17 protein-coding genes and 2 pseudogenes are annotated in these 19,345 nt (G+C 40.2%); 8 read left to right on the top strand and 11 right to left on the bottom strand.

Annotation, left to right across the window (positions count from 1 at the left end; all coding sequences use genetic code 11):
• The first annotated feature begins 395 nt into the window (after window positions 1-395).
• The gene (locus PL11201_RS23025; RefSeq protein ID WP_079681195.1) at window positions 396-3,818 is read left to right on the top strand and encodes a hybrid sensor histidine kinase/response regulator; all 3,423 of its coding nucleotides are present in this window, start codon (window positions 396-398) and stop codon (window positions 3,816-3,818) included.
• 163 nt (window positions 3,819-3,981) lie between these two features.
• Window positions 3,982-4,878, top strand: coding sequence for a PPC domain-containing protein (locus PL11201_RS23030; protein WP_079681196.1), 897 nt, complete (start codon window positions 3,982-3,984; stop codon window positions 4,876-4,878).
• A gap of 67 nt (window positions 4,879-4,945) precedes the next feature.
• On the opposite strand, the gene PL11201_RS23035 is transcribed toward PL11201_RS23030, so the two are convergent.
• Window positions 4,946-6,241 (bottom strand): aliphatic sulfonate ABC transporter substrate-binding protein, encoded by a 1,296-nt coding sequence (locus PL11201_RS23035; RefSeq protein ID WP_079681197.1) that lies wholly within the window; start codon window positions 6,239-6,241, stop codon window positions 4,946-4,948.
• A 165-nt stretch (window positions 6,242-6,406) separates the two neighbouring features.
• Here PL11201_RS23035 and PL11201_RS23040 point away from each other — a divergent pair, with 165 nt between their 5' ends.
• A complete protein-coding gene (locus PL11201_RS23040; protein WP_079681198.1) occupies window positions 6,407-7,075 on the top strand; it encodes a cadmium resistance transporter in 669 nt (222 codons plus the stop codon).
• A gap of 104 nt (window positions 7,076-7,179) precedes the next feature.
• Here the strand turns inward: PL11201_RS23040 and PL11201_RS26290 are convergent, their stop codons facing one another.
• From PL11201_RS26290 to PL11201_RS23050, 3 genes are all read right to left on the bottom strand, one after another.
• Window positions 7,180-7,335: a lmo0937 family membrane protein gene (locus PL11201_RS26290; RefSeq protein ID WP_144017872.1), complete on the bottom strand. Its 156-nt coding sequence runs from the start codon at window positions 7,333-7,335 to the stop codon at window positions 7,180-7,182.
• A gap of 35 nt (window positions 7,336-7,370) precedes the next feature.
• Window positions 7,371-7,796, bottom strand: coding sequence for a hypothetical protein (locus PL11201_RS23045; RefSeq protein ID WP_079681199.1), 426 nt, complete (start codon window positions 7,794-7,796; stop codon window positions 7,371-7,373).
• Between the two features lie 233 nt (window positions 7,797-8,029).
• Window positions 8,030-8,212 carry a CsbD family protein gene (locus PL11201_RS23050; protein ID WP_079679306.1) on the bottom strand — a complete coding sequence of 61 codons (183 nt, stop codon included), beginning with the start codon at window positions 8,210-8,212 and terminating at the stop codon, window positions 8,030-8,032.
• A gap of 173 nt (window positions 8,213-8,385) precedes the next feature.
• Between PL11201_RS23050 and PL11201_RS26580 the strand changes: the two genes are divergently transcribed.
• The 4 genes and pseudogenes from PL11201_RS26580 to PL11201_RS23060 all read left to right on the top strand — a co-directional run bounded on the left by PL11201_RS26580 (window position 8,386) and on the right by PL11201_RS23060 (window position 10,550).
• Entirely contained in the window at window positions 8,386-8,559 is a 174-nt protein-coding gene (locus PL11201_RS26580) for a hypothetical protein (RefSeq protein WP_159451540.1), read from the top strand.
• A 181-nt stretch (window positions 8,560-8,740) separates the two neighbouring features.
• Window positions 8,741-9,798 (top strand): IS630 family transposase gene (locus PL11201_RS23055; RefSeq protein WP_144017631.1). Its coding sequence is split into 2 segments (ribosomal slippage): window positions 8,741-9,133 and window positions 9,136-9,798, totalling 1,056 coding nucleotides; the frame shifts between segments, so codons are not numbered across the junction.
• A gap of 11 nt (window positions 9,799-9,809) precedes the next feature.
• A pseudogene (locus PL11201_RS27580) lies at window positions 9,810-9,914 on the top strand (hypothetical protein); the annotation flags it as partial.
• The gene (locus PL11201_RS23060; RefSeq protein WP_200816852.1) at window positions 9,915-10,550 is read left to right on the top strand and encodes a calcium-binding protein; all 636 of its coding nucleotides are present in this window, start codon (window positions 9,915-9,917) and stop codon (window positions 10,548-10,550) included. It abuts the pseudogene before it with no gap.
• A 68-nt stretch (window positions 10,551-10,618) separates the two neighbouring features.
• Here the strand turns inward: PL11201_RS23060 and PL11201_RS23065 are convergent, their stop codons facing one another.
• Window positions 10,619-11,947 (bottom strand): cytochrome P450, encoded by a 1,329-nt coding sequence (locus PL11201_RS23065; RefSeq protein WP_079681201.1) that lies wholly within the window; start codon window positions 11,945-11,947, stop codon window positions 10,619-10,621.
• 82 nt (window positions 11,948-12,029) lie between these two features.
• Here PL11201_RS23065 and PL11201_RS23070 point away from each other — a divergent pair, with 82 nt between their 5' ends.
• Window positions 12,030-12,695, top strand: a complete 666-nt coding sequence (locus tag PL11201_RS23070; protein WP_079681202.1) for a CatB-related O-acetyltransferase — start codon at window positions 12,030-12,032, stop codon at window positions 12,693-12,695.
• A 51-nt stretch (window positions 12,696-12,746) separates the two neighbouring features.
• On the opposite strand, the gene PL11201_RS23075 is transcribed toward PL11201_RS23070, so the two are convergent.
• From PL11201_RS23075 to PL11201_RS23100, 6 genes and pseudogenes are all read right to left on the bottom strand, one after another.
• Complete coding sequence (locus PL11201_RS23075; RefSeq protein ID WP_079681203.1) at window positions 12,747-13,355, bottom strand: DUF4276 family protein; 609 nt, start codon at window positions 13,353-13,355, stop codon at window positions 12,747-12,749.
• Entirely contained in the window at window positions 13,352-14,497 is a 1,146-nt protein-coding gene (locus PL11201_RS23080; RefSeq protein WP_079681204.1) for an AAA family ATPase, read from the bottom strand. The genes PL11201_RS23075 and PL11201_RS23080 overlap by 4 nt, the downstream gene beginning before the upstream one ends.
• Before the next feature lie 93 nt (window positions 14,498-14,590).
• A complete protein-coding gene (locus tag PL11201_RS23085; RefSeq protein WP_079681205.1) occupies window positions 14,591-16,225 on the bottom strand; it encodes an alpha-D-glucose phosphate-specific phosphoglucomutase in 1,635 nt (544 codons plus the stop codon).
• A 95-nt stretch (window positions 16,226-16,320) separates the two neighbouring features.
• Window positions 16,321-17,871 carry a sensor histidine kinase gene (locus PL11201_RS23090; protein ID WP_144017873.1) on the bottom strand — a complete coding sequence of 517 codons (1,551 nt, stop codon included), beginning with the start codon at window positions 17,869-17,871 and terminating at the stop codon, window positions 16,321-16,323.
• 467 nt (window positions 17,872-18,338) lie between these two features.
• A complete protein-coding gene (locus tag PL11201_RS23095; RefSeq protein WP_200816853.1) occupies window positions 18,339-18,989 on the bottom strand; it encodes a Uma2 family endonuclease in 651 nt (216 codons plus the stop codon).
• Window positions 18,990-19,057: 68 nt separating this feature from the next.
• Window positions 19,058-19,270: pseudogene (locus tag PL11201_RS23100) on the bottom strand (DUF29 family protein); the annotation flags it as partial.
• Window positions 19,271-19,345: the final 75 nt, after the last annotated feature.

Consider the following 19,345-nt stretch of genomic DNA (forward strand, 5'->3'; position numbering starts at 1 on the left):
AATAGTTAAAATTACAGTTTTTCAAGAGGTTGCTTAGTTTGTAGTTGCGATGGGTGCGTGACTCTAAGCGATCGCTATTTTAAAAACAGCGATCGCTCTACTTTATGATTCTGTTTCTTTCAAACTGATCGAAATTTGAAACCCTAAAGCATTTAAAACTTCAACAATTGATGAGAATTAATATTCATAAAATTGTTTCGGTGTAAATATCAGTATGAATAGTTAAAATTGTTGAATACAAGCGTCAATCTGAGCGGAATTGCTTTCTTGTAACTATCCAATTCAATGTTCCGTGATATGATGGGCAAAAAATCCTAATTAAAACTGACCCCAAACAAAACAAACATTAATGGTTGACCCGCAGTTCCAATTAACAGACTTTCCATGATAGCTATATGAAGCGTAAATGGCTGTATCAGTTTCTCTCTCCCAATCGGCGGATTGTTCCCTACTTAGTTCTGTTGGGGACTTTGATCCTGACGGCGATCGCCACCTATTATGTAGAATCAACAACCCGTAGCCAGGGTCAGTTGCAATTTAATGCTTCCATCCAACAGACGGAAAACCTGATTCGAGATCGGGTCAAAACCTATATTGCCTTACTCCGTGCCGGAAGTGGGTTATTTGCCAGCCATGATACCGTGAATCGAGAGATATTCCGCGCCTATATGGAACAATTAAAACTGCGGGGGGAATATCCAGGGATTCAAGGGATTGGGTTTACAATTCGGGTTCGACCCTCCGAAAAAGCTCAATTAATTGCCCGGATGAAAGCTGAGGGTATTCCTAACTTTGCGATCAATCCTGATTACCCTCGACCAGAATACCATGCCATCATCTACCTCGAACCCCTAGATCGACGCAATCAAGCCGCCATTGGTTTTGATATGTTTACCGAACCCACGCGTCGCCGCGCCATGGAACACGCCCGGGATGGAGGAGCTCCGGTAGCATCGGGGAAGGTTAAACTCCGACAAGAAATTAATGCCCAAAAACAAGCGGGTTTTCTGATCTATTTCCCCATTTATCGAGGTAATTCTACTCCCCCAACGGTCACAGAACGAAGGGAGAAATTGCTGGGATTTATCTATAGCCCCTTTCGGATCGGTGACTTGATGCAAGGGCTATTTGGGAATCATCCAGATGCTTTCATCGATTTTGAAATTTATGACGGTTTAGCGATTACTCCCTCCTCTCTCCTATACAATTCTAATTCTAGTCATTTATTGGGGTTTAAGCCCCAATTTGAGCGGCGAAAAATGCTCTCCATTGCGGGACAAACTTGGACGATTATCTATACTTCCCGTCCTGAACTTGATTTTAATTCCCAACGTCTGATGGCTCCCTATATTGCCTTAGTAGGAAGTTTTGTTGGTGTTATCTTATTTGGATTAATGCGATCGCAAATTAAAGCTCGATATATTGCGGAAAAAACTGCAACGGAACTCAAGAAATCAGAAAAAGCCCTGCGAGATAGTGAAGCCAGATTTCAGGCGTTTATGGACTATAACCCAGCCTTAGCTTGGATTTGCGATCAGCAAGGTAAGATGTTATATTTTAGTAAAAGTTATACTCAAACCTTTAAGGTTTTCCCAGAATCTTTAGAAACCAGTATATTTGATATATTTCCCCCAGATTTAGCCTCCAAATTCCTGAATTATATTTCGATTGTAGCTTCACAAAACCTGGTTTTAGAAGTCATTGAATCTTTGCCTCGACGAGATGGAAAAATCGGGGAATTTCTCATCTATCAATTTCCGATTTGGGTAGCCGTCGGAGAACCTTTAGTCGGGGGTGTAGCCATTGACCGCACAGAAAGTCATCGAGCCGAAACCCTATTACGTCGCTCGGAAGTTCAATATCGGACAATGGTTGAACAATCTCCCCTGAGTATTTCAATCCTATCATTAGATGGTTCAGTTCAGCGAGTGAATCGAGCCTGGGAGGAGCTATGGGGAATTAAAGCAGAAACGATTAAAGACTACAATCTTTTAGCCGATCAACAACTGATTGAAAAGGGGATAATTCCCTATATTCAAAAGGGTTTAGCCGGGGAAGCCTTGGCTATTCCTCCGATTTTATATGATCCCCATCAAAGCTTCCCAGGATTGTCGAGTTATGGGTATGCTCAACGCTGGGTTGAGGCTTATATTTATCCAGTGCGGGATGAAATGGGTCAAATTCGCGAAGTCGTATTTATCTATGAAGATATCACAGAACGCAAACACGCAGAGGAAGAATTACAAGAGAGTGAATCTCGGTTTAGAACCCTAATTGAAACCACCTTTGATGGCATTATTATTCATGAAAATGGCATTATTCTCGATGCTAACCAAGGGGCTTCTATTATGTTTGATTACCCTTTAGGAGAAATGATGGGAACTTCTTTGCTGGATTTTGTCACCCCCGAGAGTCAGGATTTAATTACACAAAATATCAGAAACAACTTAGAAGCTCCATTGGAAGCAATGGGATTAAGAAAAGATGGTACAATCTTTGATGTAGAAATGATCGGTCGTTCTCAAATTTATAGAGGACGTCAAGTTCAAGTGACAGCCCTGCGGGATATTACTAATCGTAAACAATTAGAATCTCAACTGCGTACCCGGGCAGAGGAGTTAATGGAAGCCAACCGCCTCAAAGATGAATTTTTAGCTACCCTTTCCCATGAATTACGGACTCCTCTGAATGCTATTTTGGGATGGACACAACTGTTGATATCACGAGATTTAGATCAAGAGACATTTAGTCGGGCGACAGAAACAATTAATCGTAATACCCGGGCTCTAGCACAACTGATTGAGGATTTATTAGATGTTTCTCGAATTATTAATGGGAAACTCAATTTTAGCCCTAACCCGACTGCTTTAATTCCGATCATTGAAGCAGCAATTGAAACGGTACGCTCGGTGGCACAGGCAAAAAATATTACGATTGATATTTCCTTTGAGTCTGATATCGGGATGATTATGGCCGATGGTAACCGTTTACAACAAGTGATGTGGAACCTATTAACCAATGCGATAAAATTTAGCTCAGAAGGGGGACAAATTCAGGTTAGAATTTATAAGTCTCAGGATCAAAATTCCTGGGTAACTGATAGTAGCAATTATGCAGAAATTCAAGTTAGTGATACCGGACAAGGGATTAGCAAAGAATTTTTACCCTTTGTCTTTGAAAGATTTCGTCAAGCCGATGGTTCAATTACCAGGAAACAGGGCGGATTAGGACTAGGATTAACCATTGTTCGCCATTTAGTTGAACTGCATGGAGGAAACGTTACCGTCGATAGTCCAGGGTTGGGGAAGGGAACACTATTTACCATAAAATTACCCCTAATGACACCAGAAATGTTAGAAGATTATCAGCATCTTCAAGGGGGTCTCGGTGACAATGATTTGATATTTGAAAGTTGTTTGAAACTCAAAGGAATTAAAATTTTAGTGGTTGATGATCAAGTGGATGCGCGGGATTTAGTCGCTCATATTTTAGAAAGTTGTGGGTCAGAGGTGGTGACCGTTGGCAGTGCAGAAGAAGCCATTAATATCTTCAAAGCCAATAGTGCCATATCTCCCTTTCATATTTTAATCAGTGATATTGGACTATCGGGGGGAGATGGTTATTCATTATTACGTCAAATTCGTTTATTACCCCCAGAAGCAGGAGGGCAAATTCCCGCTTTAGCACTAACCGCCTATGCCAAAGATGAAGACCGTCAAGCTGCATTCTCCGCCGGGTTTTATGCCCATTTAGCTAAACCCGTCGAACCCCATGAATTACTGTTTACTATTGCTAATTTAATTGGAATTATTGGATAATAGGATAAATCAGTCATCAGTCATCAGTCATAAGTCATAAGTTGTAGGGGCGGGTTCTTTTAGATCTTTGTTAATTACCGTGCATCTCGATAAACCCGCCCGTACCCGAAATCAGTTAAAACAAGGGAATTGGTAATGTATATAATCAGGAGATTTTAAGCTAATGTTAACTTTAGAAACGCTATTTGATGAAGAATTTTATCTGGCTCAATATCCTGATGTGGCTCCAGCGATTGAGAGGCGAGAATTTCGGAACGCTTTTGATCATTTTGTCGAGGAGGGGCAATTTTTGGGTTATGAACCTAATCCTTTATTTGATAGTCAATATTATCAGCAAGGAGATCCTGAACTCTTGACTCAAATAAAGGAAGGATTTATTACGCCTGCGGAACATTTTATTGATTTTGGTCAATTTCAACCCCGTTCTCCTAATCCCTTATTTGATCCAATTTATTATTTACAACGATATCCCGATGTAAAAGCGGGTTTTCTTCAAGCCGAAATTAATCCGTTTGAACATTTTTTTCTCTATGGACAATATGAGGGACGCAATCCCAGTATTGCTTTTGATACTAACTTTTATCAAACTCGATATCCCGATGTCTTATCTGACATTCAATCCGGGCCGTATAATACATTTTTTGAACATTTTTGGCGGCAAGGATTAAAAGAATCAAGATTAGGGATTGCTCCCGCTTTTAAGGACGACCTGACCCAAGCCATTAATATAGATATATTATTGGGACAAAAAACCATTGTAGGCTTGATTGATGCTGCCAACCCCGTTGATATTTATGAGTTTATTATTCCTAATTTTAATAGTAAAGTTAGTATAGTCATGAATCAAATGAAAGCCAATTTAGACTTAGACTTGATTTATGATCTGAATAACAATCAAGCGGTTCAAAGTAATGAAATTGTTGCTAGTTCCGCTAATTTAGGCCTCACCCCAGAATCAATTAAATTAGATAAATTACCCAGTGGAACCTACTTTTTGCGAGTTTCTCCCATGGACGGAAGCACCCATTATCTTTTAAATTTATCAGCTACTCCCATTTAAGTTGATTGTTGCCATCGTTGTTGCGCTTCAGCGCTCTTAGAAGGGGCTAAAGCCCAACAACGTCGGATTAATAAGTCCAATTTTGCTTAGTCTGCAAACTATAGGTTCCATCCTTCACATTCACCCGCTCAGGAATCAGATCAAGATCCCGAAACAAATTAGCCTGATGCTGTAGGGCATCAAGGGATTGTTCATCAATCGGGATAATTGCCCGTTCAGCACTGCGTTTCTGTAGAGTTTCTAGGATAAATGGGTCAATTTCGTGCTGATCTAGCAATCGTTGAGCCGCTTCTAATTCCTGTTTTTTAGCCCAGGCTCCCGCCTCGTTTACCTCCTCTAAAATCACTTTTAGTAGGTCAGGATAGTCTCGGACTAGTTCTGGAACCGCATAGTAATAGGTGGGAACCTCCAAAGAAGCCCTATCCCCAAAGATGCTTTCTAGGTCAGCAATAGAACGCCCTGGGTAGGAACTTCGGGCTTGAGTCGGTGTATAGGGAACCCAAACCACCCAAGCATCCACTTCACCCTGTCGGAATAGAGATAATGCCTGGGGCTGGGTCAGATAAATCGGGTCAATATCGCTAAAATCGAGTCCGACCTTCCGCAATGCTTTGATCAATATATAGTGGGCGCTGGAGCCTTTATCAAAAACGATCTTCTTACCCTTGAGGTCAGCCAGGGTCTGAATTGGTGAATCCTCCGGGACTAGAATGGCTTGACCCTTGGGAGCGGTATATTTTTCCTTCGCCACCCGCACAAAAACATGATCCGCCGCCTGGGAGAAAATACTGGCCGTACCACCCCCCCCGCAAAAATCAATTGTCCCGTTACTCAGGGCCTCAATCAGAGCCGATGCTGATAAAAAGCTTGTCCAGCTTACAATCAGCCCAAAGGGTCGCAAACGTTCTTCTAGTAGGGCTTGACTGCGAAGAACTTCAAAATTAGTCATCCCCTCTGGATACCCGATTTTGAGTTGTTTGAGTCGTCGCGCTTGTTCGGCTAGGGGTGTGTTACCCGAGTGAGCCGAGCGGTCAGAAAACCAACGATCCAAAACAATACAAAAAACGATCCCCCCGACAAACAATCCCACCGTTTCTAATAACCGAATGGTTGAGTTTTTCGGCGGGTTAGCTTGATTGACCGGGCTGACCTGACTGATTAGAGGGGAGAGTACATGGCTAGATTCAGGAGTTGCCACCCCATCACTATTAAAGGCTAGACTCAAAACCAGACTGGAGGCAAGACCGATGCCAAACTGCACCGCAAACTTGGATGTAACCAATCTACGAGGAATTGATCTGAATGGTTTTAGAATATTTTGGCTTTTATGTTTAGACAGAATATCCCGTAAATAGCTAATCATAATCACTCCTTTCATAAATATAAATAATGGACATTGTTAGATGAATTGGAAATAGGAGAATGTAGCCAGGGTGTTAGACTTTTTCACGCTATTTATATATTATTAGGACTTGTGCAATTATTCTATAGTTTCAGTGATCAGACAGGTTTTGAGTGAGGAATAGTGATGGATTGGTTAATTGAAACAATTAAGATTGGGATAGCTGTTGCCATAGCAACAACCTTTGACGATAATATTTATCTGACGGGCTTCTTTAGTGAGGTTAATCGGACGTTTCGTCCTCAACATATTGTGGTGGGTGAACTGATCGGGTTCACTATACTGTTGAGTGTCAGTTTGATTGGTTTTTTTGTGGGGCTGGTGATTGATTCAACTTGGATCGGTTTATTGGGGATTCTGCCGATAATGATTGGTCTGAATAATTTGATCAACTTGAATAAGGATGATTCCGCCGAGGATAAGTCGGCTAACCTAAAAATAAACTCTAAATATCGAGGATTTGATTCTCGAAAGCGATCGCTGTGGGACGTGATTCGCGATCGCCAAACCTATAGTGTTTCCGCCGTTACTATTTCCAATGGTGGTAATAATCTGGGGATCTATATTCCCCTATTTGCGAGTAGCAGTATCCAAAATCTAGCAGTGATTATCCCGATTTTATATTTAGTGGTTTGCTGTTGGCTATTTCTCTCCTATAATCTGACTCGTCAACCGGGTATTGCCATCGTCCTTAGTCGTTATGCCGGAAAAATCTTTCCCTTTGTTCTAATGTGGCTGGGTTTTAGAATTCTGATAGATAGCCAGTCCTATCGTCTTTTTTTGCCCAATATATAGCAATCTTATTCAATTGATGTTAGAAACTTCTTTTTACCCAATCCTGAGTTCCACTTCCCCCCTAACCCAAGTAAGGTTGGGGGGGGAATCAGTCCGTCAAATCATTAGACCACACGTCGGCCGGTCAGGAGGTTGTAGATAATAGCAATCAGCGCCAAAACCAAAAGAATATGGATTAAGCCCCCTCCAACATTAACTGAGAATCCTAATAACCAGAGGATGAGTAGTACACCAACGGCACTCCAGATGATATTAGACATAGTTTCTCCTTCTATTCAGATAAAATTTAATGACGTTATTTAGTCGGTGATTCTGGTTTAAATAGATCACGAACATCAGCTTCTACACCTTTGATGGCTTCACGGTCTTGCTTTGCTGCGGTGCTGGTTTTTCCACCCGGGTTGTAGTCAGGGTTTTTAATACTATCAAGAATCCCTTGTTGGGTATTCGCATCAAATTGCTGATCGTTTTGAACAACATCGGTTTTCAGATCATCTGTCATGTTAGCGATCGCTTCTTGGGCTTTATCCTTAACATTATTGATCATCTCTTTCGCTTGATCCATGATAGCAACTTGAGTCTGCGGTGAGTTCATGCCTTGGGTTGATGAAGTTGCAGCCCAACTTGCTCCCGATGCCAAACTAAAGACAAGGGCAGTGGAGATGAAAACAACCATGCCAATAGAGAACAGAAATTTACGAACTTTGCTAAACAAAATCATGTTAATATCCAAAATATTTTTGATGGTTCGCAACTAACTGAGTTTTTTATTCGTTGGTAGATCTACCAAAAAATATTTATTTTAAACTGGGGCAGATGATCAAGACTCTCTGGTAAAAGTCGGTCAACGGAAATTTCACACTATTTTAGGTGTTTGGTTTTTATCGTTTTCACCATAAGTTGAAACCGATCTTACGGGTCAAAAATAGTAAAATTTCAGGTTCAAACAGTCTTTTAGTCCAGTTTGGCTTTGACTTCATCTTTCACATCTTCAATGGTGTGAATCACCTTTGCCTCAGCTTGTTTTTCCTTGCCTTCTGCCTGATCTTTAGGATCTCCCGTCACGTTACCTACGGCTTCTTGAACCTTACCCGCGATATTTTTAGCGGTGGCTTTTTCTCTATTTTTTAAGCTCATATCGGCTCCTAGTTACGGGTTTTAAATTTGATATTTATTAATTCGAGCAGACTTAACAACTCTATTAACAAATTTCATACTTTTATTGTAGTTGCCTTTTTATAAATTGATTCCGTTTTTATCAATTCATACGAAAGATATACCATTAGGAATAGAATTTCATCCCTTCCCAGATGGAACCCAAATTCCAAGGTCTCAAGGCAGCCGATATTATTTATAACAGTGCAACAGGAGGATTATTTTACAATCAAAATGGCACAGTCGCAGATTTTCTTATCAGAGGTCAATTCCTAACCTTAACCAATAAACCTGCCTTAACAGCTAGTCAATTTCTCATTCAAGCCTAAATCTAACTCTTTTGTGTAACGTTTAGTAACAAGAACTGGTAAGAATCAAGATCAGACTAGATAATAATACCTAGAAGCTCAGAAAAATAGTTGGGCATAACCTAAGTAGGTAGGCAGGAAGAAACGAAAGTATGTAAAGATAAATAAAGAGGAAGAAGAAATCTACCGAGGTCATGAAAATATGGGTGCTCGTTTAAGGGTATTTCTAACTCGTGAGCAAGACAAAACCCTGTTCAACCTGAGAACAGCAGATATACCACAGAAAGTTAAAGACCGAGCCGAAGTGATTCGCTTAAACTCACAAGGTTGGTACGTCGAAAAAATAGCAACTTATTTCAATTGGACGGCACAGACTGTCAGAGAAGTGTTGCACAAATGGGAAAAGTTGGGGCTAGAAGGGTTATGGGAAAAACCAGGTCGCGGGGGGAAAGCCAAGTGGAAAGAAGAGGACTTAGTATTTTTAGAAGAATGTCTCAGAAGAGAACCCCGGACATACAACTCTGAGCAATTAGCCCAAAAATTAGAACAAGAACGGTCGATTAAATTGAGTCCCGATAGATTAAGACGGGTGCTCAAAAAAAGGGGGTGAATTGGAAGCGAGCCAGAAAGAGCCACAAAGGAAAACAAGATCCGATAGTCCGTGCTCAGAAACAGGCAGATTTAGAGATGTTGGAATTATCGGCTGCGGCTGGAGAAATTGACTTAAAGTATTTAGATGAATCGGGTTTTTGTCTGTGGAGTGAACCGGGTTACACCTATTATTTTAGAGGGGAACAAAAACGTTTAGAACAAACACATCGTCGGGGTCGAAGATTAAGTATTATTGGGTTTTTGCAACAGCAAATCAGTTTTGTTTACGGCTTGGTGATTGGAGGTGTGAATCGCAAGTGTTATATCCAAATGATGGAACAAGAAGCAACAGAGGCTGAAAAAGCCGGACGGATGAGAGTTATTGTCCAAGATAATAGCCCGATACATCAATGCCATGAGGTGAAAAAACTCTGGCCAAAATGGGAAAGTATGGGTTTGTATATTTTCTGTTTACCTAAATATTGTTCCGAAATGAATCCGATTGAATTAGAGTGGCAACATCTCAAAAAAGATGAACTATCAGGACAAACATTTGAGGATGAATTAGACCTAGCTTATGCGGTAATTAATGGTATTCAAGCTAGGGCAGAAAGAGGAAACTACACCACACAACGGATGAAATTTCACTCGGAGCAACAACCAAGTTAACTTTTCGTTACATACTTGTTGATTTTCTCGCCCACCTACTTAGTGCTAATAATACCCTCAATGGGGGTACCGGAGCCGACCAACTCAAAGGCGGTACAGGTGACGATACTTATATTGTGGATGATACCGAAGATGTCGTTACCGAATTAGTCGATCAAGGAACAGATTTAGTAGAATCTTCTGTAACTTATACCTTACCTGATAACGTGGAAAAACTGACATTAACCGGGACAACCGCTATTAAGGGTACGGGTAATAATTTGGCTAATACTATTAACGGTAATAGTGCTAATAATACCCTCAAGGGGGGTAAAGGAAACGATCTTTTAATTGGTAATGAGGGAGATGACCAACTTAACGGCGGTGTAGGTGACGATACCCTTACAGGTGGACTTGGTGCGGATAAATTTATCTACAATACCAATGGTGCTTTTGCAACTTCTGTGGTAGGTGTGGATACAATCACCGACTTTACTAGCTCACAAACCGATCAAATTGTGTTAGATAAAACCACATTTACCCGTATTAGCAGTATGGCGGGAACTGGGTTTTCTGTTGCTAATGAATTTGCCCAAGTCACCACCGATGCCTTAGCTGCTACCAGTGCAGCCTATATTGTTTATAATACCGCTACTGGCGGATTATTCTACAATCGAAATGGCACAGCCGCAGGTTTTGGTAATGGAGGTCAATTCCTAACCTTAACCAATAAACCTGTATTAACAGCCAGTCAATTTCTAATTCAAGCGTAAATCTAACGGTGTTGTTGTGTTTAATGCCTAATCAAAATCGGGTTAAACACAACAACATTATCCTAACTTTATAAACGTCTCAACTGTACTTTTAAACCATCCCGGGGACGGGGAGTGGGAATGGTAATTAATTCTAAAGATTGATTGGGTAATAGTTGCCAATCATAATTTCTGACTAACAATGCCGCAAATAATTTGATCTCTAATTTAGCAAATTCTTTGCCAATACATTCGCGCATTCCGCCACCAAAGGGAACCCAACTAAAGGGTTTAGGTTTATCTTCATTGCGGGCTTCACTAAAGCGATCAGGATCGAATTCTTGCGGTTGAAAATAAACCGTTTCATCCTGATGGGTTTTGGCAATTTGATATAAAATAGACCAGCCTTTGGGGATAAAATAACCGTTATATTCACAATCTTGAATCACTTCTCGAAACCCGCCACCAACCGGAGGCACAAACCGTAATACTTCTTTCATCACCTGTTCTAAATAGGTCATGGATTTTAAATCTTCAAAGGTGATGGGTTGAGTCGGATCAAATTGTTGTTGTTCGGCTCTAATTTTTGCGATAATATCAGGACGCTGACCGACCTGTAAACAGAAGGAGGCGATCGCGGAGGTTAAGGTTTCATGTCCGGCAAATAATAAGGCTAAAATTTGATCCTTTAGTTCTTCAATACCGAGTTGATTTCCGTCTTCATCCTGGGCTTGTAATAATAATCCCAAGGCATCTTCCCCAGACTGGGGTTGTTGCTGACGTTGACGAATTAGGGTTTCTATTTCTGCTAATAATAATTCCCGAGATCGACAACCGCGATTAAATTTTGTTCCGGGCAAACGTAGAGGAATTGTAAATAGTCCATTCGACCAATCTTCAAATAGTTCTTCTAAATGGGTATCGGTAGCTTGCTGTTTTCCGATTAATAATTTACAAGCAATATCAAAGGTATATTTTCGTAATTCAGGATACCAAGTTAAGGTTGACTTCTGTTCCCATTTATGCAAATAACGATGGGTAAAATCTTCCATAGTCGTAGTATATCCAGCTAAAGCTCTGGGTTGAAAGGCTTGGGATAAAATTTTACGGCGAGACTTATGAATATCTCCCAATTGCATTGATAATGATCCCTGTCCTAATAATATTCGGGTACTTGGAGGCCAAGTAGCAATAAAATATTTATTCTCATTAGCAAATAAAAACCGATTAGCTTCTGCCCCCATCATAATTACAGTAGGGCGACCAAAAAGATGGGTTTTAAAGATTGCTCCATATTGTTTTTGTCGCTTGTCAGCAAAATTAGGATCTCGCAAAAAACTAATGGTTTCACCAATAACAGGAAAACCAAACTTACCCGGGGGGAAAGGGAGAGATGTTATAGATTGAGTTGATGTCATAGTGAGGGTAATTGCTTAACTTGAACAAAAATGATAGGATTGAGTCATGATCAAAATGCTAACACTATTTCCCCAAAAGATCATGAATTACGGCCCCTCTCCCCAAACCCGTTATCCCATCCCCGAACAAACTCGATTAGTGTATCTGAAAACTATTATTAAAAATCCGAATATTATTGTCGGGGATTATACTTATTATGATGATTTCGAGAACCCAGAAAACTTTGAAAAGAATGTTTTATACCATTTTGACTTTATCGGAGATCAATTAATTATTGGTAAATTTTGTGCGATCGCTTCCGATGTTAAATTTATCATGAATGGCGGGAATCATCGCACGGATTGGTTGACTAATTATCCTTTTCCGGTGTTTGGCAACGGTTGGGAATCTGCCATGCCCGATGCTTGGCCGTTTAAAGGAAATACGGTAATTGGCAATGATGTTTGGATCGGATATGGGGCGACAATTATGCCGGGTATTAATATTGGAGATGGGGCAATTATTGGCGCTCAATCGGTTGTGACTCGGGATGTTCTTCCCTATACGATTGTGGGGGGAAATCCGGCGAAAGAAATTCGCAAACGGTTTGAAGATTCTATAATTAAAGAGTTATTAAATATCCGATGGTGGGATTGGGATATTCAGAAGATTACTCGTCATCTTAACGCGATTTGTGGGGCGGATATTGAGGCGTTGCGTCAGGCTTTAGACTCGGAATCAATAGAATCAGAGGTTCTGGAATCATAAATCTTGATTTTGCCAATAGCCAGAAACCCTGTTTCTTGAGATTAGTCTTAATTAAGGAATAACTTGATCTGGATCACACAGAGAAATAATTCGATTCACAAAAGCTTTTAACTCTGGACAAGTTTGAATCGCAATCATTAGATCATTTTTTTCTAAAATTGCTTTACCATCAATGATTTTATCATAGTCTCTGCCACGTTTTCCTGATCTAAAAATATCTATAATATGATAGGAAGGTGGCTTATTGTGATTAACTGTTTCAGGAGAACCACTCGGCGCAGAACGATTATGTTTTGCCTTTTCTTGGATAGTTTTCCAATAGGGAAGAAGCCATGCTTCAAAATCATGTAATGCTGTATGGGGGTAAAAATTGGGGTTATTTCCCACCCAATTGTTCATTTTATTTTTAGCATCAGTCGCATCTTTAAAATCATTTGTTCCTGTATAAACATCTGTCAGTGCAATAACAGCATCATAGCCATCATTATCTAAAAGATTTTTAACAGTACGCTTGAGTTTACCTTCCTTGGGAATGCGACCACCCTGCGGAATAAATTTAAGCCTGGGCATTCCTTCCCCTAAACGTTTTTTCAAAAATTCATGAAGTATTTCTCTAAATGCCCTTTCAGTAGCCCCTTCAACTAAAATCGCAATTTTCATGGACGACCCCCCATAATATTCATTGCCCACAATTGATCAAGGCTATAATCTTCTAACCATTTATCTAAATTACAAGTATCAGCCCAAGTCATTTTTGCTTCTCCTTCTTCAATATCACAAATTAAAACTTCGTGGGGTTCAAGAAATCCAATCAGTCGATCTGAGTGGGTTGCAACGATCAGTTGTGTGTGTTTTGACGCTTCTCGCATTAGATAAACTAAATGTCTTAAAAGTTCAGGATGTAAGCTAACTTCTGGTTCATCTAGCAAGGTAATTGTGGTTAAATTTTGACTTTGAAGTAAAGTAACTAACCAGAGAAAACGTAATGTTCCTTCTGATAATTCATGGACATAAATTGGGTGAGCAAAATTGCGGTCTATCCAAGTCATAGAAAGAGTTCCGGCGGCAACGGCAGGAAAGTTTAATCGCTTAAAATCTGGAAAAGCAGCAGATAGAATATTTTCAACCCATTCAAAGCGATCGAGATCGCTTTCTCGAAGGTCATAAAGACAGGAAATCAAGTCTTCACCTCTTGCCCCTGGTAACTTGGCAGGGCGCATGGTTTGTGGTAGACGAATGGGGCTTTTTTCAGAAACATCGAGTGCCCCATAATAGGTACAGGAAGCAAGGCTTTTTCTCAATTTCTCTGGTTCACGATACATTTTAGGAACTTGAGAAAGGGATGTTTCAAGCGGGTTATGATCCCAATTGGGGCTCACAAGTCCAATCCCTTCCTGAGAGTATTTAATATCTAATCCATGTGATTCAATATATTTGAAGGGTTCCGGTCTATCGGGATTTCTCCGTTGCGTTAAATTTTCGTCTTTGACTTCATAAGATAACCCTTTGGGCGACAAGGTGAAACTGTATTTTAAAGGGTTTTCATCTGGAACTTGCATTGAAATTTTAATTTCAAGTTCCTGTGCTTTACCTCGGGTTAAAATTTGATTCAAGCCACCTTTGAGTTGTAATATGTTATGTAAATTTCCACTAGCTGAAGCAGCGATTACGGACATAACATCTAAAAAAGATGTTTTCCCAGAGCCGTTTGCACCAATCATAACGGTGAGATTTCTCATCTCAAGTTCAGTATTTTGAAGACGGCGAAATCCTTTTATTGATATAGTTTCTAATCTATTCATACGGTTATATTATTTATAATTCTGTTTCCTATTACCTATAGTAACATTGGTGGGCAAAGCCCACCCTACGAGTTTAGATCAATTTACCCAATATTAGGTGATAACCGTGGGTTGTTGACGTCCGGTTATTGTTTTGATTTGGGCAATTTCATCGGCAATAGTAATTAATTCTCCTAACGCTTCTTGGGGATCTAAATTGTGTTTAGTGGAGTCGGGTTCATAACTTTCTAAATACACCCGCAAGGTTGCCCCTTTCGTTCCAGTTCCTGATAACCGAAAGACAATTCGAGAACCATCGGTAAACCCAATCCGAATCCCTTGATTATTACTAACACTATTATCTACCGGATCGGTATAGCTAAAATTATCACTATATTCGACTTGATAGGAACCGTATTGTTTACCTTTTAGGTTCGGTAAAATTGCCTGTAATTGATCAACTAATTGATTAGCTTTTTCTGTTTCCACTTCTTCATAATCATGGCGAGAATAATAATTGCGTCCGTAGGTTTGCCAATGATTCCGAACAATATCTTCCACCGATTCTTGACGGACGGCTAAAATATTTAACCAGAATAACACCGCCCACAAACCATCTTTTTCCCGAACATGATTTGATCCGGTGCCAAAACTTTCTTCCCCGCAGAGGGTGGCTTTTCCCGCATCTAATAAATTGCCGAAAAATTTCCATCCTGTGGGGGTTTCATAACAGTCTATGCCTAATTTTGCCGCCACGCGATCGGGCGCTTGGGAAGTGGGCATGGAACGGGCGACTCCGGCTAAACCGTCTTTATATCCGGGGACTAAATGGGCATTAGCGGTGATGATGGCTAAACTATCACTGGGGGTGACAAAAAAATTCTTGCCTAAAATCATATTGCGATCGCCATCCCCATCGGACGCCGCCCCAAAGTCGGGCGCATTTTCCCCGAACATAATTTCGACTAAATCATGGGCATAGACTAAATTAGGATCGGGATGACCCCCACCAAAATCCTCTAAGGGAATGCCATTAACCACGGTTCCGGGTGCGGCCCCTAAGCGGTTTTCAAAAATGGCGCGGGCATAGGGGCCAGTCACCGCGTGCATGGAGTCCACACACATCCGAAACTTACCCGAAGTTAACAATTTTTGAATTAAGTCAAAATCGAATAAGGATTCCATCAATGACCTGTAGGGTTGGACGGAATCAATCACCTCAACGGCCATGGTTCCCAGTTTAAAACTTCCGGGTTTGTCCAAATTAATATCCGCTGCATCCATGATTTTGTAGTGATCAATCACCAGGGTGCGAGCATAAATGGCTTCGGTGATTTTTTCGGCTGCTGGCCCGCCATTACTACCGTTAAACTTAATCCCAAAATCTCCGTCTGGCCCTCCGGGGTTATGGCTGGCAGAGAGAATAATTCCCCCAAAGGCTTGATTTTCGCGGATGATACAGGAGGCGGCGGGAGTGGAAAGAATGCCTTCACACCCCACTAGAACCTTTCCGACGCCGTTGGCGGCGGCCATTTTTAAGATAATTTGAATGGCTTGGCGGTTATAGTAGCGACCATCTCCCCCTAAAATCAGGGTTCCCCCTTCATACCCCTCTTGGGTATCAAAAATCGCCTGAACGAAATTTTCTAGGTAATGGGGCTTTTGAAATGCCGGAACGGACTTCCGTAGGCCGGATGTTCCCGGTTTTTGGTCATTAAAGGGTTGAGTTGAAATTGTACGAATATTCATGAGACATTGACGATGGAATGCTTGCCCCAATTGTATCGGTATGCAACTCTCCTTTTCACACTTGTGATCAAAATTCTATCTGTTGATCAACGGAGTTAGGAAGCACAAGGTTGATCCACAAACAGGAGAATCTCAAAGGTTGTCCCCTTTCCTTCTTCAGAAGTACACTTGAGCCGACCATTATGTTTTTCAACCACAATTTGTTGAGAAATGGACAAACCTAAACCCGTACCTTTACCTAGGGGTTTAGTGGTGAAAAACGCATTAAACACTCGGTCTTGCACTGACTGAGGAATTCCCGGGCCATTATCAGAGATAGAAACGCAAATCGCATCTTGGATAATTGACCCCGGGTGCATTTTGTAGGCTTGGGTTTTAATGGTAATTTGTCGTGGCATCGGTTGCGGTTCTAAGGCATCAATCGCATTCGATAGAATATTCATAAATACCTGATTTAGTTGGTTGGGATAGCATTTGATAAAGGGGATTGCGCCATAGTCTTTAATCACTTGAATTTCTGCATGATTTCCCTTCGCTTTGAGTTGATTGTGGAGAATTTTTAGGGTTCCATCTAGGCCAACATGAATATCCGCCAATACCATTTCCTGCTCATCCAAGCGGGAAAAATTCCGTAAAGATAGGGCTAAATCATATAAACGGTTAGCGCCTAATCGCATAAACTCTATGCTTTGTGGTAGTTCATTAATAATCGTATGAATATCAGATGTTGTAATAAAGGTTTGAATTTCTGGAGTCGGTTCAGGATATTGCTGTTGATAGAGTTTAACCAATTCCATTAAAGCCTTAATATCTTGATCAACGTAGGTGAGATTTCCGTGAATGGAACTAATCGGGTTTTTAATTTCATGGGCAATTTCGGTCATCATTTGCCCCAAACTAGACATTTTTTCGGCCTGGATTAATTGGGCTTGGGTCTGTCGCAAATCCTGTAGGGTTTTTTCCAGTTGTAATGCCCTTTCCCGTTCCTGAATTTCTGAAACTCTTAAATTAGCTTCGACCTGTTTTCGTTGGGTAATATCTCGGACAATGGCTAAAATTTCATGGCTACCACTTTTTACATAACGCGCTTCATAATGATGCCAGTCTTTATCACCTCTCACCACATATTCACCAACCTGAATTTGACCGGTTTCTAAGGTTTTTTCCAGATAATATCTTGTCCAATCAGCTAAATCCTTGGGAAACACATCTTCAATTTTTTTGCCAATTATATCCTCGATATCGAGCCGATGAAGATTTTGCTTATCGGGATAATAGTCTACAACCAACCCCTCTCTACTAATGCAGAACATTAAGTCAGGGATGGCTTGAATCAAACTGGTGGTTTTAGCTTCTGCTTGTTCTAAAACCTTGGTCATTTGATCATATTGTTCTTGAATGGGATTGACTTTTTGAGTCTCTAAATGAAGGCAAACCAAGGTAGAACTTGCCAGTGCTGTTTTCAATTGATGAATTTCTTGATGGGCTTTTCCTAGTTCCTTATCTAAATAATTCCGTTCTGCGATTAAGCGTTCATAATCCGCTAGTATTCTGTCCAAAATAGCATTTTGGTTTAAATCTTCCCATACCGGATCAAACATGGGCGTATAATTAAAGGAATCTTTCTGGAAAAGGTAATAACTCATATCTGGATTTCTCCTTTATCCTGTATATATCACCCAGCCTTTCGGGATAAATCCTCAAAGGTTTGTTGAGTGGTGGCATCAATACCGATGTTAAAGCTAGACCTATAGCCGATTGAATCATAAACCAAAATTGTACAAGCTGAGTATAACAATTGCGGGTTCTGCTTCTGAAACCCTCAAACCATTGACTAATAATGATTAACACCCTTTTCAGCATAGTTTTTACGGAAATAGAGCTAGTCTTCAGCCTTTACCGCACGTTATTAGCACACTTTAACTTAATGAGTGCCTCAGTTTCAGTAATCTAAATTACAAAAAAGATTAAAATTCTTTAAATTACTTGTTGAAACCTTAACACAAAAACACAAATTCCTAGGCTTGTACAGAATAATTTAACCATTGTTAAATTATTCTAACATTATTCCTATTTAGATGCTGAACAGCTTACTCACCATCGGTGAAATGGATTAAGAATTAATAGTACCCATTAACCAGCGTGTAATGCTTCCATCATCTTCGGTTTGGGAACGTTGCAATGCTTCAATTACTAAGGCTATGTTTAATCCAGGTAAAACTTGGGATGCTTCGATTAATCGACTCCCTTGGTTTTCGACCGCAAAGGCTAATATTGTGTTATCTTCAACGTTCACCACCCAATATTCTTGGATTCCTAATTTTTCATATAATAATCTTTTTCTACCAATATCATCAACAAAAGATGATGCCGCCACTTCAACAATTAAGTTAGGGGCTGTAAATTCATCTAAGTTAATTGGGGAATTATTGCGCGGGGGAAATGGGAAGTTATCACCGATATAAAACCCGATATCTGGCTGACTTTCTCGCATCCCTATTTTTCGGAAAGATGGATTTGTTAACTCTTTAATCCGAATATTTTTTAAAGCCGCATAAATAACAATCACGGTAGAAATAATTGAATTATCCTGACTGTGTGCTGAACCTAGTGGTGCCATTTCTATCCTCAGATATTCTTGATCGTAATAAAACTTACCCTCGGCATACTGAGGATTTTCGGCTAAGGCTAAAAATTCTTCCCAGGTCGCTTTCACCCAGGTATCCGTTGCTATCGTTATTAAAGGAGGAGCTTGAACCATCATCAACACCTGAACCTTAAATTTAGCTGTTTTATAATTATAACCGCTCAAACCAATCTTGACCACCTGATAATAGAATCAGAGATTGAAGCAATCCAAGAATTTGTTAATCGCTTTTCAACTTGATTTTTAATCAAATGGATAAACAGCCGAACCAGGAAAGATTCTATGTTTCTCAGGATTGCTTGTTTTCCCATATCTTCTAGTTCATTAATAATGAGTAAAGCATCTTGATAACGTTCTTCTAAGATACATTTTTTTAGATCGGTTAGTTCCTGAATCATGATTTTATCCTGATTTTGAATAATTCTAACAAAAGTCTTGTTATAATAGGATTATAGCAATTCATTTTTTTATAT

Origin of the sequence: Planktothrix sp. PCC 11201 (assembly GCF_900009135.1) — a bacterium.
GTDB lineage: Bacteria > Cyanobacteriota > Cyanobacteriia > Cyanobacteriales > Microcoleaceae > Planktothrix.

Excerpts from the sequence above, each read along its gene's own strand:
- PL11201_RS23025 (WP_079681195.1), top strand. The coding sequence starts at position 396 with ATGAAGCGTAAATGGCTGTATCAGTTTCTCTCTCCCAATCGGCGGATT.
- PL11201_RS23030 (WP_079681196.1), top strand. The coding sequence starts at position 3,982 with ATGTTAACTTTAGAAACGCTATTTGATGAAGAATTTTATCTGGCTCAA.
- PL11201_RS23035 (WP_079681197.1), bottom strand. The coding sequence starts at position 6,241 with ATGATTAGCTATTTACGGGATATTCTGTCTAAACATAAAAGCCAAAAT.
- PL11201_RS23040 (WP_079681198.1), top strand. The coding sequence starts at position 6,407 with ATGGATTGGTTAATTGAAACAATTAAGATTGGGATAGCTGTTGCCATA.
- PL11201_RS26290 (WP_144017872.1), bottom strand. The coding sequence starts at position 7,335 with ATGTCTAATATCATCTGGAGTGCCGTTGGTGTACTACTCATCCTCTGG.
- PL11201_RS23045 (WP_079681199.1), bottom strand. The coding sequence starts at position 7,796 with ATGATTTTGTTTAGCAAAGTTCGTAAATTTCTGTTCTCTATTGGCATG.
- PL11201_RS23050 (WP_079679306.1), bottom strand. The coding sequence starts at position 8,212 with ATGAGCTTAAAAAATAGAGAAAAAGCCACCGCTAAAAATATCGCGGGT.
- PL11201_RS26580 (WP_159451540.1), top strand. The coding sequence starts at position 8,386 with ATGGAACCCAAATTCCAAGGTCTCAAGGCAGCCGATATTATTTATAAC.
- PL11201_RS23065 (WP_079681201.1), bottom strand. The coding sequence starts at position 11,947 with ATGACATCAACTCAATCTATAACATCTCTCCCTTTCCCCCCGGGTAAG.
- PL11201_RS23070 (WP_079681202.1), top strand. The coding sequence starts at position 12,030 with ATGAATTACGGCCCCTCTCCCCAAACCCGTTATCCCATCCCCGAACAA.
- PL11201_RS23075 (WP_079681203.1), bottom strand. The coding sequence starts at position 13,355 with ATGAAAATTGCGATTTTAGTTGAAGGGGCTACTGAAAGGGCATTTAGA.
- PL11201_RS23080 (WP_079681204.1), bottom strand. The coding sequence starts at position 14,497 with ATGAATAGATTAGAAACTATATCAATAAAAGGATTTCGCCGTCTTCAA.
- PL11201_RS23085 (WP_079681205.1), bottom strand. The coding sequence starts at position 16,225 with ATGAATATTCGTACAATTTCAACTCAACCCTTTAATGACCAAAAACCG.
- PL11201_RS23090 (WP_144017873.1), bottom strand. The coding sequence starts at position 17,871 with ATGAGTTATTACCTTTTCCAGAAAGATTCCTTTAATTATACGCCCATG.
- PL11201_RS23095 (WP_200816853.1), bottom strand. The coding sequence starts at position 18,989 with ATGATGGTTCAAGCTCCTCCTTTAATAACGATAGCAACGGATACCTGG.